The sequence below is a fragment of the Ochrobactrum vermis genome (assembly GCF_002975205.1).
Taxonomy (GTDB): Bacteria; Pseudomonadota; Alphaproteobacteria; order Rhizobiales; family Rhizobiaceae; genus Brucella; species Brucella vermis.
Genome location: NZ_PCOC01000001.1, coordinates 1250563 through 1264722, shown reverse-complemented (window position 1 = coordinate 1264722; position 14160 = coordinate 1250563). Strand labels below are relative to the sequence as shown.

Genomic DNA, 14160 nt, shown 5'->3' with positions numbered 1-14160 from the left:
TTGTAGTGGTGTTTAGCTGCCGACCCTGAAGGCCTGCTCGATATCGGTCACCGGAAAGAACGTGAGCCCGTGCGGCTGCTTGACCGCGAAGCCGGAGCCACAAATGAACCCGGCAACGTATTCGTCATTGATGAGCATCACGCCGACGTCGCCACGGCGAGCAGAGAGCCGATTGACCGGTTCGAGCTGCAGGAAGGATTCAAGCACGTCTTTGACGTTCTCGCAGCCATTGGCGCGCATCTTGCGGGCGGCACCGGCTTCGGTCTTGTACCTACCTCGGAACTCGGCGAGCGGGTCTTCACCGGTAACGGCATTGATCGCATCGGCTGCGGTCATAAGACAGTCTGAAACGCCCCATTCCGGGATGATCGAGACATGCGCCGTCGCAAGGTCTTCCAGCGCCCGATCCCAGCCGGGAACCCTAGCCGAATTTGATTTTGAAGAATTCATTCTTGGTCCTCGCTGCGTGTTCGAAAAGCATGTCGCCAGTTGAAACAAGCTGCTGGTCCTCATGTGAAGCGTAGCGATAGCCTTCGCGGAAATTGTCGACAGCACCGGTCTCAATATGGCCTTCAAGCCAGACTTCGTCGCTTTCTTCCCGGTGATCGATGGTATCGACATAGCCATACCAGGTCGGCTCAGCATGAAGGAAAGCGTTCGTGTCCGGATCGAAATAGAAGTCGTAGAATGTGACAGGACGGTTCTTGTAGTCCTCCTGCTCGATTTGCCCAAGTTTGTCTGGCGTCAGGCCGAAGTCTGCTGCTGCAGGAAGGCGCATTGTCACCGGCTGCGCTGCAGTACCGAGTGCATACATCGGCTCGTCGATATCGATCAGCGTATTGCCGTGATAGGTCAGATCGCCATAATCTTGGCTGCCCTTCCCTGAGAAGAAGCCGTAAATGCCGGTGCCGAACTCGAACTTCACGGCAGAGGCAATCTTGCCCCTGCCCTCATTGAGCAGTTGCTGTAGACGTGCTGGGAAAGCCATGGCCTTACCTTTTCGAAGTCAAGTCGCTAAAGTCTGCCCGCCGAACGGATACATCGAGGGGCTTACGTATGAAGATTTTGCCGTACTGCGCCGCGTTGCTGATTGCGCTCGCCCCCAGTATTTCGATAGCAAAGGAACCGCCTAGCCGCGAAGAAGCCTTCCGTTTGGCAAATCAGGTTCGCAAGTGTTTCAGGATGCCTCTCAACCAGACCGGGAACGCGGTGGTTGAGTTCAGGCTTCACAAAGACGGCAAGGCGACTAATGTTGAGTTGGTGAAATCAGGTGGATTTACCAATTATATCGTAGGATTGGCGGCAATGAAGGCCGTCAAAAAATGCCAGCCTTACAAGACTTCGATAGTGGGTAAGGTGCGGGTGCCATTCATATTCAAGGCTGACACGCCAACGCCAGAAAAAGCCGCGCCATAGACAAGTAGTCTGGATTCGACCGCGTCCGTCTGCTATCCGCACGCCATGATTAGAAGCGTTTGCATGTTGATTGTCGGTTTCGGAGCACTCATTCAGGGGTTGCTCCGTCTTGGAAAACCAGCCCAAGCAGTAGAAAAAACGGGCTGGTTGTATCAGCAGTTCGGAGACCAGGGCGTTGCAATCGGCATGATAGCCATCGGCGCTGTCGCGTTAGTCATCGGGGCTATTATGTTCAACAACACGTGGGTTCGCGCTATTCGGGAACGGCGACAGCGCCCTTAGAAATGCAGATACCAAAATAATGCTATTTCCCGTGTTTCGGGATAAAGGCCGCGATATAGAAATCTGTCATATCCGCCTAACGAAAATCCGTAGTTGCTATAGAAGCGGCACGCAGAAACGTTGGTGGATTGGGTTTCGAGGCGGACACCGGCCATTCCCGTGTCTCTGGCCCATTGGACGGCTGAGCCCATTAAAAGCCTTCCGACACCACCCTTTCGATTGCCAGCGGCGACCGCGACGTCCTCCACAATAGCGTACTTGTTCCAGCCTTCGCTGATTGCAAGATACCCAATAGGAACATCATTTCGAACTGCGATGAAAAGCTGTTTGCCAGGGTCTGTCAGAAATTCCGTCAGATCAGTTTCATCAAAGCCATAGTCTTTGCGATATGGCTCCATCAGCGGAACGGAAACCATTCTTTCAAATGGTTCAACAAGCTCATCTTGAACTTCAAATGAAAAGTCATGGAGGGACAGCAGCGAAAGATCGGCGAGTGTTCCGGGCCGTATTTTATATTCGCTTATCTGCATATGCGTCCTCTTTCTCCCGATACCGAGTGCTTATCTTAACGGATCACCTCGGCACCTCAATAAGCTGGAACTTTGCCGTTGGCATTACGCCGTCTTCAACTTCGGTCGAGCCCGGCACAATCCGGGTATTCAGAACTGGGTCTTTGAAGTGAACCGTTGCCCCGTTTGCGATGTAAGAAGGCACAGGCGGCTCGACTGGAAGCGTTATTGTCGCCCCAGCTGTTGCACTGGCTGTCACACGATGCAGGCTGTGATAATCGCCGGATGTCAGAGAAATAAGATCGCCCTTCGTCATCACCAGCCCAACAGTTATGCCTCCAATCAGCAGTGACTTGCCATTTGTAACCGACGTCAGTGAACCGTTGTCAGTTGGAACGGCACTGTTCGGATTGTTCCAGTAGGCACGAGGAAGCGACTGCTTGCCGAGAACCGCGTAAACAATCGTCTCCATGCCGTTTTGTGCCTGAGCAAGCCAGCCTTCGAACTCGGCCAAGTCTTCATCATACATTGGCTGTGTTTCGATATTGACCGTCCACCACTCATCACCGTTCTGGATCATCGATATGGCACGTTCGCCATATCGAGACATGGAAATCGGCTTATTCAGTCGCGGACGGCCAGCCTGATACTCGATGAAGTCAGGGAGGCTGATACTCATCGGGCATAGCCTCGCTGGTTCACCTGTTTCAGATCACGAGCGGCACGAAAGGCGCTACCCTTGTCCCAACTCTTGTTGTTGGCCGCTATTTTGCGGTCGATCCGGCTATCGACTGCCGCAAGCGGATTCCCGTCCTTGTCGAAGGAAATCTTTACATCTGTTGTAACGTTCACGTCCTGAGAGTTGCCACCGTTTACGGCAGCTTCCCTGACACTCGGCAGGGAAGCCCGCGAGGGCATTGAAACAACGTTTCCGTCTGCAGGGCCGCCATAGGCAAAACCGCGCAACTTATTATCGTTCATAGCTTGAAGCCATGGACCGAAGGCCTTGGTTGCCTGGGCATTCATGACGAACTCACCATTCGACAACCAAGCAGGAATGCTGTCAGAGGTTGCGGAGCCGGGACCGGAAACATAGCCGCCGCTTGCAAGCCGAAGGCCTGACCACGGGTCTGCCGATTTACCGCCGAACAACCCGCCTAAGAGGCTGCCAAAGCCACTTCCGCCGAAGAGAGATTCAATACCGCTGTCTATCAGGGCATCTGCAATCTTGGTGATCGCATTCACCGCGGCGTCGGCGAGCGAACCCCACCAACCTCGTCCATTGGCAAGCCCGTTCGCCATATCGGAGAAGAAGCCCTTCGTCGTGTCCTTAGTGAAGTTGATCGCGTCCTGCGTCTTCTGGATTGCAGATTCCAGACCAGCCATTGTGCCCGCGAGCATCTTGATATAGTCAGCCTGTTTCGGCGTGAGCTCGATACCATGCTGTTGCGCCTGGTTGAGCATTTCCTGTTCATACCGAAGCGCATTTGCCGCCTCTTCGGTCATCCCGAGTGCCTGCTGTTCAACCAAAAGTGACGCTATCCGTCGATCAGCACCGTCAATGATGTCCTGATAATATTCGGCATCAGTCTTACCTCTCCGCTTGCGGCCTTTCTTCGACTTATCGTCAACGTCGGTAAGGCCCTTGGCAAGCTCTCTCAGCTTGTCCGCTGCGGCCGATGCTCCGCTTTCGATAGCGGAATACATGCTGCCGACGTAGTCAGTCTTTTGCGCGTCCTGAATGGATTTTAGGACACTGTCGTCAAACGACTTCGCCGAACCGGAATAAGGGTTATCCAGCCGTTGAAATTTGTAATCCCGTGGCTGTCCAAGGTCCGACAACTGCGGAGCATCACCGCGATTAAGGCCCATGGCTTCAAATCCGTCGCGGATCGAGCCATTCATGCTGGCGATCATGCCATTCACAAGCGTGACGGCCTCACGAACCATAAACTGGATGCCAGCGAGGAATGAATTAGCGGCCTGGTAAGCCAAATCTCCGAAGGCATCAGGCAGTTTAGACCAACCGGCGACGATCGCGTCGTAAGACCCGACGAATATGCCGATGATCGCGTTTACACCTTCCTTTGTTGCCGCAACGATATCAAAGCCAATGATCTTGGTCAGTTCATCGCGGAAGATGTTCGCGGCGATAACTGCTGCTGCAAACCCAGCCACAAGAGCGGTCGCGGGATTGGCGAGCGCGAACGATGCACCCATCCCGAGCGCAGCTACCGATACACGTCCCATCCACGCAATGAGCGAAACCATCCCGGCGATTACGGACGGCGCATAGATCAGCGCTAGTGCGGCAGCAGCCGTTGCAGCGTAAGGAGCAATAGCCTTGAGATTGTCGGCAAGGAAGATAAGGGCCTGAGAAGCTCGTTTCGGCCAATCAACCATCTGCAGGCCAGCCGCGGACAACGACACTAGACCGATGGTCAGGAGGCTGACGGGCGATATGACCGACATGAATGCCGCACCAAGCCCACGCAGTGGGTTCTCCATCATGCTGATAACTGCTGCAAGCTGTGTGCCCTGCTGCAAGCCAATCTGGAAAGCACCCATGCCCATCTGGGCCGATACCGCGATATCCTGAAACTGTGCCGCGATATTTGCCGTATTGAATTTGCTGGCGGCCCGGATGTTGTCGTTGGCGGCAACGCTGGCTAACCGAAGGGACTGTTGGGCTTGCTTCGCAGCACCCGCAACGCGCTCCAACCCTGCTTCGGCACCGTTCATACCAGCTGAAAGACGCGATGCTGCCGACGCTGCACCGCTGCTCGTGGAAGAGAACCCTTCTACCGCTGCCTCTGCCCGTTTAGCTGCACCTGAGATCTTATCGAGCGCACGGGTACCCTTCTCGACTGGCCCGCTGTTCACCTCAAGGCCCAGAGTTGCTATATCAGCCATATTTCACCTTGGGGGTTCGACATGAAATTCATGATTATTGCCGCTCTATCGATCATTGCTTCGCCAGCTCTGGCGTTTGACGCCGAGAGCGTGACGAATGCCGCATACAAATGCTGGAACATCCCAGCCGAAGCTGAAGACAAACCTGTCCAAATGTCGTTCGATGTAGTTTTCGATCAGCGAGGTGCGGTCAAAGATATCTCTGTCACCGATTACTCCCCAAAGGATAAGCACGGTGAGAAAGTCGTCAGATCAGCGTCACTTGCTATAGAACGATGCTCGCCATACCGTGACGCCGAGGCTGGCAAGTTTTCGATCAAGATGAGAACGGACATTCCGGAGAATTCACCAATAGACCCGTTCAAGTGATCGCTTCCCCGTTTGTCATCTCTTCTGCTTTTTCGATCTGAACCCGCGTAGGAGAGATGCGACGCCATGTCCGTCACTGGCTGGCGTTTCATTCTTCAACTGGTCGCTGGATTTGGTTTTCTGGCCGGATCGTGTGACAGCGAGAATCGCGTTATCCAGTGAGCAGATCATCTCTATCTCCCACGTCAGCATAGCAATGCCATACAGGCGACAATACGCTTCAATATCGACGTAGGAGATAGGGTTAGCAGCCATGCCGACAGACCGTCGAGAATTAAGGTCGAGAAACCATTCCCAGACGTGCATGAGCTCTTCTGGGAAGTCAGGCAGCACAGATGGCCGCCGAATGGCGAATACGGCCTCACCAAACGATATCAGGTCGCTGGCAAGGCCTTGATGAAAGCCAACTGGTTATCCGCGGCAGAATCGATCTGCTCTGCAATGAACCAGAGATCCGGATTCGACAGCACGGAACGAACGTTCTCCTTCGTGCATTCGATCGGCTTGCCACCGCGTTCGAAACCTTCCCACGAAAGCACCGCAGCCACCATCACGTCGATAGCGCGTTCTTCGACTTCCTCAACCGTCTGGGTTTTCTTCGGGTTTCGCTTCTGGTCACGGATATTGGCATTTGCCAGGCGACGCTGAACATCACGAACGCGCTGCGACTGATACGACGCAACCCGAACCTTCATGCCCAGCTTCTTGCCTGTGGTCGGGTGAACGATATCCACCTCGAAACCTTCGTCAAATGCCTTTGCCGCGCCGTCAAATACTGACAGATCCATCTGTGAATTTCCTGTTGATACGTCTGTGGAGAAACGGTTGATAAGCTGTTGGAATTATGGTGTTCCGGCAGTGGCTTCTTCTTCAAACACAGCGGTCGTGATGCCGAGATTGAAAGCTGTGGTGACCACGTCATCGGCTTCGCCGTAGCTTTCCTTGGCCGACTGTACGAGCGCATGAAAATAGAACTCAGTTGGGGTTCCGGTTTCATCTGGCGCGTCGTTCGCAACAACCCGGATAGCATAAGCGAGATTGGTCTTTTCAGCCGCCCTCAGCGCGATCTGACCTGCATCGAGAGGATCACGGCCACATACCAGAGCAAGAACGCCAGCATCACGAGCGCCCTTGAGGTGGCGTACACGGGCATCGGAAAGGCTCGTGAACGTAACGTCGTTCGCCTCATCACCAAATTCACCGAGATTCTGGACCTCGCCGACAGGCACGAACGTGAGCGCCTTATAGGCTGCAATGATCGCAGCTTCATTTGCACCGGTTACTGGAGTTGCAGGCCCGATAGCAATCGTAGAGCCCGAAGCAGTTGTAATCATGGGTCTTCTCCATATGAAAAAAGCCCCGGAGCGGGGCTGTTAACGGCTCAGGCCGGATGAATGTTAGGCGAAACAGTCGTATGAGATTGTCACCGGCACTTGCCAGTGCGTCTCATCGCTGAACCCTTGTGCGATGTCGGGTGCCTTGGTGATGCGAACGGACAATCCGTCTTTCGGCAGTTTAAGGTCAGTCGGGAAATGCTCAGCAACCTTGCCTGCATTTTCCGTCGCCTTCGTTGCTCCACCGTTCAACGGCAGGAACACGTCAATCTGAAGAATTCCGCGTCGTTGATGAGGTGCCGTGGACCCGACGAACCGGCGTCGTGATGTGTTCGGCACATGCGTCACGCGCAAATATCCCGTAGCGGGCCGCTGGAAGGCGATATTGGGCCAAGCGACCGAAAGCGCAGGATTAAGCACCAACGATGTTGGTTTCCACGCAGAACTGAGCCAGTTAGGCAGATAATTTCCATTGAGAACTGAGCCATGTGAACCTTCCCCCCAACGCGGTGAGCGACGGGGGCAGCGGAGTGATCCACATGGGACTTTTAAACATCATCCGGCGCATGGCGCTGCGAGAGAAGCAGTCGATCCGCGAGATCAGCCGGCGCACCGGTCTGTCGCGCAACACGATCGCGAAGTATTTGAGCGCGGGTACGATAGAGCCGACGTTCACGGTACCGGAACGACCGAGCAAGCTTGATCCTTTTGCCGACAAACTCGCGGCCTGGCTGAAGACCGAGACCGGAAAGTCGCGCAAGCAGCGCCGAACACTGAAGCAGCTTCATTCCGATCTGGTGGTTCTCGGCTTTACCGGCTCCTATGGTCGGGTCGCCGCATTCGCTCGTGATTGGCGGGCTGATCGGCAACGTGAGCAGCAGACGACGGGCCGCGGCATATTCGTTCCGCTGTCTTTCCGACCAGGCGAAGCATTCCAGTTCGATTGGAGTGAGGACTATGCCGTGATAGGCGGCGAGCGCACGAAGCTTCAGGTCGCGCATATCAAGCTATCGCACAGTCGCGCGTTTTTTGTCAGGGCCTACCTGTTGCAGACGCATGAGATGCTGTTTGACGCCCATTGGCACGGCTTCCGCGTGTTTGGCGGCGTGCCTGGTCGTGGCATCTACGATAACATGAAGACAGCGGTCGATCGTGTGGGCCGCGGCAAGGAGCGACAGGTCAACATCCGTTTCCTTGCGATGACGAACCATTACGTCTTTGCGCCAGAGTTCTGCAATCCCGCCGCGGGCTGGGAGAAGGGGCAGGTCGAGAAGAACGTCCAGGATGCCCGACCGCGGCTGTGGCAACAGATGCCCGACTTTCCAGATTTGGGGGCATTGAATATCTGGCTGGAACAGCATTGCCAGGACCTGTGGCGGGAGACAGCGCATGGCACCTTGTCCGGCTCGATCGCGGATGTTTGGGCTGATGAGCGGGCAGCATTGATGGCGCTCCCCGCCATGTTTGACGGCTTCGTCGAGCAGAGCAAGCGCGTCTCGCCGACATGCCTGATCACCTTCGAGCGCAATCGTTACAGCGTGCCTGCGTCTTTTGCGAACCGGCCCGTCAGCCTGAGGATTTATCCCGAGCGACTGGTCGTTGCGGCCGAGGGCAATATCCTTTGCGAACATCCGCGGATCATAGAACGCAGCCACGACAAACCGCCGAGGACGATTTACGACTGGCGCCATTACCTTGCGGTCATCCAGCGCAAGCCTGGAGCACTGCGCAATGGCGCACCCTTCCTGGAATTGCCGCTGGCCTTTCGACAGCTGCAGGAGCAGATGCTGCGCCGCCCTGGTGGTGATCGTGAGATGGCCGATATCCTTGCCCTCGTCCTTCATCACAACGAACAGGCCGTCATCAGTGCTGTGGAATTGGCTTTGGATCAAGGCGTGGCAACCAAAATGCATGTGCTAAACCTGCTGCATATGCTGATCGACGATAAGACGACTGACGGTCCCGACGTCGATACGCCACAGGCACTGACTTTGCTGCGCGAACCCAAGGCCAATGTCGAACGCTATGATGGCCTGCGTGTCCGGATCGTTGGAGGTCGCCATGCGTCATGATCCAGCCAGTGCCGCCGTCGTCATCATGCTGCGAAGCCTGAAGATGTATGGCATGTCCCAAGCCGTCAGTGACCTGATCGAGCAAGGTGCTCCAGCCTTTGATGCAGCCGTGCCGATCCTGTCCCAGTTGCTGAAAGCCGAGATGGCCGAGCGCGAGGTCCGGTCCATCGCCTATCACATGAAGGCTGCCCGCTTTCCAGCCTACAAGGACCTCTCCGGATACGACTTCGCCGCCAGCGAAATCAACGAAGCGACGGTGCGCCAATTGCATAGATGCGAGTTCATCGACGGCGCGCAGAATATCGTGCTTGTCGGCGGACCGGGCACAGGAAAAACACATGTCGCCACCGCCCTCGGCATCCAGGCGATCGAGCATCACCGTCGAAAGGTCCGATTCTTCTCGACCATCGAATTGGTCAACGCGCTTGAGCAGGAGAAGGCTAAAGGCAAGGCGGGGCAGATCGCAGAGACCTTGGTCCGCCTTGATCTGCTCATCCTCGACGAGTTGGGATACCTGCCGTTCAGCGCCTCAGGGGGAGCACTGCTCTTCCACCTTCTGAGCAAGCTCTATGAACGGACGAGCGTTGTGATTACCACCAACCTCAGCTTCAGCGAATGGGCAACCGTCTTCGGCGACGCCAAGATGACAACCGCATTGCTCGATCGTTTGACCCATCGCTGCCATATCCTGGAAACAGGGAACGACAGCTTCCGCTTCAAGGCCAGCTCGGCAGCCGCAGCACAGAAGAGAGGACAAAACGCCAATCCCTTGACTAAACCCTGATCAGAAAACCATACTTAGAGGTGGCTCACTTCTCGGTGGAAAAACTGGCTCAGTTCCGCGTGCAAACCAACAGCCCGTCCGAACGCATCAGATTCCTTCATCTCAGCAACCAGACCGGAGATATCCATCGGAGTACCCTTGGAATCCGCAATCTTTGCATTGCCGTCCTTGTCGATCACTTCGACCGTAAACTTGCCGTCGACTTCCTTGACGCGGGTGTGAGCCCGGACATGAGGAAGGAGCAGTTCAACCGAACCCTTCGCTTCAGCCAGCGCAGACGTTGCGGCAGCATCAATGAGCAGGCCCTCAACTGTCTTGGTCAGATGGCCGATGCGCTCATCACGGCTGGTAAGCTCGCCGGTGTGCTTTTCAAGAAGCTGGGCCTTGGCTGCCTCAAACTTCGTGTTTGCGATCTTGTCGGCTTCCTTGGCCGGGTCGATGCTGGTCAGTTCTTCCAGTTTGGTAAGAGCTTCGCGGGCCTTATCAGGATCAATATCCTTGTACTTTACGACCAGCTTTTCGAGGTTCTCGCGAGTGGTGCGCTCCTTGCCGAGTGCAGTCTTAAGGCCGTTCACATCTTCCAGTGAGAACCCGTCGACGCCTTCGACATCAAGAATGAACTTGCCGTCTTTCTCGAAATAGAGAGCCTTGATTGCCTCATCGATACCGTCAAGCGATGCCAGAATTGCTTTGAGAGCCATGTTTATCCATCCCGGATAGTTGTTGCGCTTCCCGCGCATTGAAAAGGCCCGGAAGGATGATCCCGCCGAGCCGTGTGAAGTCAGATTGTTGGTTGAGCTATTCCGCCGGTGCTTTCACCGGTGGAGTGACAGCAGCAGTCAGATCATCCTCGGTATCGTCACCGGGGAGTTCTTCCATAAGCCGCTTTTCCTCATCATCCGCATCAAACTCAGGCGAAAGGATGCTTCTACGTTTCATTTCCTGCCAGAGCGTCTGAGTGCTGAGCTTACCACGCTCATTCATGGTCAGAAGCGTGTCAGGTGCTTTTTCCTCGCCGAGTTCGATGGCGAAGTCAGTGTTCACGTAGACTGTCGGTTCAAGCTTCACCTTCAGCCACATCGATGTGAAGACATACGCCCGTTCCAGACAATCCTTGAGCATGAACGCCCATGCCTGCACGGCGCTGGCTGACTTCTGCGAGGCGAAGGCGGCTGCAACCTGAGTTATCCCGCTCGTACCAGCTGAAAGCGGCTGGCGGCCAAGCTCACGCATCTGCGCCTCGGTCTTGTCCACTTCCTCGGAGAGAAACTTGAGAGAGGACGCTGACGGCTCGATGAACTGCCACTGCCCACTCTTGGTGCCATCCGGCGTGGGAGGCGCATACAGAACGACCGATGGGCCGATCGGCGCCATGATCGGCTCGCCCGTCTCATCCACAGGCGGCGTTACGCCATTGCCCGCGAGCATCGGAAAGGCTGTGAGCTCCTTGGCGGACTTGAGGTTGGTCTCCTGCTGGTAATGCTCGACCTGCAGTTCAGCGACGTTTCGCATCGGCGGGCGAATGCGCCATGTCGATCCTTCGCGCCGGCCGGTGAAGAATGGAACAAGGGCGATCACACCAATCGAGATCGAACCTTGATCGATCAGCGTCCAGCCGGCATTGTTTTTTGTACCCTTCTCCCAGATTTCATATCGGGCCGGTCCATATTGACCACCTTCAAGCTCATCCCGGATTAGGATTCGCACACGATCAATGCACTGTTCGGTTCCGGTGCTGTCTCGCTGGGTGACGGGCTCGTAAATCTTGGCGTAGGTGAACTGTTCCTTGCCGTTGATGACCTTGCTTTCGACCCAGAGCATGTCTGTGGCTGGGATATTCACCCAATAAGGTCGCGCACCCATCCGTTTCTCATCGGCAAGCGTGGCGCCCTCCGGTACAGTCGGATAGTCGACCAGTATCCAGTCAATGGCGTTGTGAATACCGTTGAAGAACACATTGTCGGCGAACACATGCAAATGATTGCCGCCGCCGTCGATATCTTCGGTAACTGCCTTGATCGCGTCCGGCACGGTATCGTTGGCGAGCGTGACTTCTTTCGAGAATGGCTTGGATGCCAGGTTCTCAACGATGTCCGAATAGATGTCGGTGAACTTCGAGTTCGCCAGACGGTAGGAATAGTTCGGATCGTTCTCGTTCGGGAACTGTGGCAGATACGGCTTGCCCGCAGCCCGCATGGAATCCACACCGCCACGGATCGCCGCAACCTTCGTCCAGTAACCCATCATAGCCTTATAATCGGCTGATGTAGCGAGATAATCTGTATCAGCCATTTACTCGTCCTGATGTTCCGAAGAGTGCGGTTCGTGTCTGGTTTGTCGCCAGTTCGTTAAATGCGCGGGACGATGCGTCCACGATGTCTTTCAGCTTCCCGTTTGGGAAAACCTCGACCTCGTCCAGGAACGGGTCATTCCACGCTCCTTTCAGCATGACTACGTTTCCAGCCTCACACTGAGCCGATAGAGGCTCGGCACGTGTAACCTTGTCGCCGCTTTCCGGCGTTGCCTTGGCCTTGTAGCCGGCCAGCATCGCAACAAGCTGTTGTGCCTGGTCCTTACCGGCTTGACCCGGATCCTTCGGCATGGAGATTGAGCAATCCTTGCCGTCCTGCTCAGCCGTGTTCTTGATCAGAGTGCGAACACCTGCAGGGCTGGCCCGCTCTGCCACACAGTGAGCGATAATGAACTTGCCGTCGGGCATACGTCCGAACTTCACACCGGCTGTTCTCGCGCCGTCGCCATCCTCTGTTGCGGCCAAATCCCAGCCGCGTACAAACACGGTTCCTGCCGGTATCGCTCCAACAATCGAGAAGTAGGACCGTTTGAACATCCCGCCTTCCCGTGGCGCCGGTCTCTGCTGGTTCTGTCCAGCATGGCCAGTTGACCCGAGAGATACCTTATCACGCTCGACCACTTCACGCGGGAATCGCTCTGGAAAGAGCAATTCGCCATCCTTCTCGCGTCGGTCGTGGGTATAGACAGTCTTGAGCTCGGACTTCTCGACATACTCGCGCCGGGCTTCCGGGACTTCCTGACCTTCACGATACCAAATCTGCTTTCCAGCGTCGTATCGGGCCTTAACCGGCGGGCTATCGAACCCTGTCGGCTTCACTATCGTGTAGCAACGGCGTTCAGGCTCAAACTCCATCGGGAGCATTAGATGCTCGTAACCGAGGTTCTTCGCCAGCGCCACGCCCGTTGTGTCGCCTTCATGTAGACGCTGCATCACAAGGATGATGGCCGACTTGATCGGGTCACTCAGACGGTTCGGAACAGCTTCCAGAAATGTTTCCTGTGCCGTTAGACGGTCAGCATCGGACTTCGCCTTACCCACTGACAGCGGATCATCGATAATCACACGGTCGCCACGCTCACCGGTGAGGGATTCGAACGACATAGCAGCACGAAAGCCGGACTTGTCATTCTCGAACTTCAATGTCGAGTTCTGGTCAGGCATCATCTGGAACTGGCTGCCCCATCTCTGGCGATACCAGTCAGACTGAACCAGGCGGCGAGCCTTGATATTATCGCGCTTGGCCAGGCTTTCCTTATACGAGGTTGCGATAGACCGGATGAATGGTTTACCGACTGGTCCCCATTCCCATGCAGGCCAGAACACTCCGACAGTAAGCGACTTCATCGTACCTGGCGGAACATTGATGATCAGCCGGGTTAGTTGATCGTTCGTTACCGCTCCGAGATGATCGGATATCGCATCGATGTGCCATCCATGCAGATATGCCCTGCCCGGTTCCAGTACATGCCAGCCGCCGCGGATGAATGAAGATAGAGAAACGCCGGCGCTTTCCGCTTCTTCCTCAATCCTCTTGTTCGCTTCCCTCGCCTGCTTCTCCGCCCGAATTGCCTGCAGAGACAACCCCGAGCTTCTCGAGAACTGGATAGGCTGCTTCGAGAACGGCAAGTTCATCCGAGTTCAACCTACCTAATTGTTCGGGAGTGACATTGACGACCGTGAACCGGCCCTTATGTTCATGCTTCGCGGGGGCATAACTGCCCTGCATTTTGTTCGCCTCGGAAATGGCAGAGATGGCCACACGCTCGTCTTTATCGGATGTGCGGTCAAAGATGCTTTTCAGGTCGCGAAGCCTGTCAGCGGCAGTCCATTCGGCCTTTTCTGCCACTCTGGAGCGGATCTCATCAATTCGCTTCAAAATGTTTTCATTTGCTTTCAGGCGTATTGCATTGCCACGATTAGGCTTAAAACCGGCTCGCTGATATGCTTCGTCCGCTGTCAGACCTTCAGCCAATCCCTTTGCGAACATTTCATGCTTTGCATTTTTCAATACTGGCATATGCCCATCACCATAAGGATTTTCTATGAAAAGATCAGACGACGCTCTGTTATTGAATGCTATTAGCGCCCAAGCCGACCGGGCCGAATTGATTACGCCCAAGACCCTTTCACTGGGTCCGATTGCCGAACGCCTGCACGATGTATTCCC

At 55.3% G+C, this 14160-nt stretch carries 18 protein-coding genes; 5 read left to right on the top strand and 13 right to left on the bottom strand.

Annotation, left to right across the window (positions count from 1 at the left end; genetic code table 11):
* Positions 1 to 12: 12 nt before the first annotated feature.
* The gene (locus tag CQZ93_RS06255) at positions 13 to 450 is read right to left on the bottom strand and encodes a DUF6950 family protein (protein WP_105541822.1); all 438 of its coding nucleotides are present in this window, start codon (positions 448 to 450) and stop codon (positions 13 to 15) included.
* Positions 422 to 988 (bottom strand): hypothetical protein, encoded by a 567-nt coding sequence (locus CQZ93_RS06250; protein WP_105541821.1) that lies wholly within the window; start codon positions 986 to 988, stop codon positions 422 to 424. The genes CQZ93_RS06255 and CQZ93_RS06250 overlap by 29 nt, the downstream gene beginning before the upstream one ends.
* A 68-nt stretch (positions 989 to 1056) precedes the next feature.
* Here CQZ93_RS06250 and CQZ93_RS06245 point away from each other — a divergent pair, with 68 nt between their 5' ends.
* Both CQZ93_RS06245 and CQZ93_RS06240 read left to right on the top strand, forming a co-directional pair.
* A complete protein-coding gene (locus CQZ93_RS06245) occupies positions 1057 to 1416 on the top strand; it encodes an energy transducer TonB family protein (RefSeq protein WP_105541820.1) in 360 nt (119 codons plus the stop codon).
* A gap of 63 nt (positions 1417 to 1479) precedes the next feature.
* Positions 1480 to 1698, top strand: coding sequence for a hypothetical protein (locus tag CQZ93_RS06240; protein ID WP_105541819.1), 219 nt, complete (start codon positions 1480 to 1482; stop codon positions 1696 to 1698).
* On the opposite strand, the gene CQZ93_RS06235 is transcribed toward CQZ93_RS06240, so the two are convergent.
* The 3 genes from CQZ93_RS06235 to CQZ93_RS06225 are packed head-to-tail and all read right to left on the bottom strand — an operon-like array spanning position 1695 to position 5120.
* The gene (locus CQZ93_RS06235; RefSeq protein WP_105541818.1) at positions 1695 to 2228 is read right to left on the bottom strand and encodes a GNAT family N-acetyltransferase; all 534 of its coding nucleotides are present in this window, start codon (positions 2226 to 2228) and stop codon (positions 1695 to 1697) included. The genes CQZ93_RS06240 and CQZ93_RS06235 overlap by 4 nt on opposite strands.
* Before the next feature lie 43 nt (positions 2229 to 2271).
* Positions 2272 to 2886 carry a hypothetical protein gene (locus CQZ93_RS06230; protein ID WP_105541817.1) on the bottom strand — a complete coding sequence of 205 codons (615 nt, stop codon included), beginning with the start codon at positions 2884 to 2886 and terminating at the stop codon, positions 2272 to 2274.
* The gene (locus CQZ93_RS06225) at positions 2883 to 5120 is read right to left on the bottom strand and encodes a phage tail length tape measure family protein (protein ID WP_105541816.1); all 2238 of its coding nucleotides are present in this window, start codon (positions 5118 to 5120) and stop codon (positions 2883 to 2885) included. The genes CQZ93_RS06230 and CQZ93_RS06225 overlap by 4 nt, the downstream gene beginning before the upstream one ends.
* A 21-nt stretch (positions 5121 to 5141) precedes the next feature.
* Between CQZ93_RS06225 and CQZ93_RS06220 the strand changes: the two genes are divergently transcribed.
* Positions 5142 to 5489 carry a hypothetical protein gene (locus CQZ93_RS06220; RefSeq protein WP_146114430.1) on the top strand — a complete coding sequence of 116 codons (348 nt, stop codon included), beginning with the start codon at positions 5142 to 5144 and terminating at the stop codon, positions 5487 to 5489.
* A gap of 15 nt (positions 5490 to 5504) precedes the next feature.
* On the opposite strand, the gene CQZ93_RS06215 is transcribed toward CQZ93_RS06220, so the two are convergent.
* The 4 genes from CQZ93_RS06215 to CQZ93_RS06200 all read right to left on the bottom strand — a co-directional run bounded on the left by CQZ93_RS06215 (position 5505) and on the right by CQZ93_RS06200 (position 7243).
* Complete coding sequence (locus tag CQZ93_RS06215; protein ID WP_422616078.1) at positions 5505 to 5822, bottom strand: phage tail assembly chaperone; 318 nt, start codon at positions 5820 to 5822, stop codon at positions 5505 to 5507.
* 41 nt (positions 5823 to 5863) lie between these two features.
* Complete coding sequence (locus CQZ93_RS06210) at positions 5864 to 6277, bottom strand: hypothetical protein (protein ID WP_094515170.1); 414 nt, start codon at positions 6275 to 6277, stop codon at positions 5864 to 5866.
* A 54-nt stretch (positions 6278 to 6331) separates the two neighbouring features.
* Positions 6332 to 6823 (bottom strand): phage tail tube protein, encoded by a 492-nt coding sequence (locus CQZ93_RS06205; RefSeq protein ID WP_094515169.1) that lies wholly within the window; start codon positions 6821 to 6823, stop codon positions 6332 to 6334.
* A 63-nt stretch (positions 6824 to 6886) separates the two neighbouring features.
* Positions 6887 to 7243 carry a DUF4128 domain-containing protein gene (locus CQZ93_RS06200; RefSeq protein WP_286153449.1) on the bottom strand — a complete coding sequence of 119 codons (357 nt, stop codon included), beginning with the start codon at positions 7241 to 7243 and terminating at the stop codon, positions 6887 to 6889.
* A gap of 119 nt (positions 7244 to 7362) precedes the next feature.
* On the opposite strand from CQZ93_RS06200, the gene istA reads away from it, so the two are divergent.
* Complete coding sequence (gene istA / locus CQZ93_RS06195) at positions 7363 to 8895, top strand: IS21 family transposase (RefSeq protein ID WP_032963552.1); 1533 nt, start codon at positions 7363 to 7365, stop codon at positions 8893 to 8895.
* The gene (istB, locus tag CQZ93_RS06190; protein WP_036589678.1) at positions 8885 to 9679 is read left to right on the top strand and encodes an IS21-like element helper ATPase IstB; all 795 of its coding nucleotides are present in this window, start codon (positions 8885 to 8887) and stop codon (positions 9677 to 9679) included. Before istA ends, istB begins: the two co-directional genes overlap by 11 nt.
* A 14-nt stretch (positions 9680 to 9693) precedes the next feature.
* Here istB and CQZ93_RS06185 read toward each other — a convergent pair whose 3' ends face one another.
* The 4 genes from CQZ93_RS06185 to CQZ93_RS06170 form a co-directional block, all read right to left on the bottom strand.
* Positions 9694 to 10380, bottom strand: coding sequence for a hypothetical protein (locus CQZ93_RS06185; protein WP_146114429.1), 687 nt, complete (start codon positions 10378 to 10380; stop codon positions 9694 to 9696).
* Positions 10381 to 10477: 97 nt separating this feature from the next.
* Positions 10478 to 11971: a DUF4055 domain-containing protein gene (locus CQZ93_RS06180; protein ID WP_286152276.1), complete on the bottom strand. Its 1494-nt coding sequence runs from the start codon at positions 11969 to 11971 to the stop codon at positions 10478 to 10480.
* A complete protein-coding gene (gene terL, locus CQZ93_RS06175; RefSeq protein ID WP_286152274.1) occupies positions 11964 to 13574 on the bottom strand; it encodes a phage terminase large subunit in 1611 nt (536 codons plus the stop codon). Before terL ends, CQZ93_RS06180 begins: the two co-directional genes overlap by 8 nt.
* Positions 13516 to 14112, bottom strand: a complete 597-nt coding sequence (locus tag CQZ93_RS06170; RefSeq protein ID WP_105541811.1) for a terminase small subunit — start codon at positions 14110 to 14112, stop codon at positions 13516 to 13518. The genes terL and CQZ93_RS06170 overlap by 59 nt, the downstream gene beginning before the upstream one ends.
* Between the last annotated feature and the right edge of the window lie 48 nt (positions 14113 to 14160).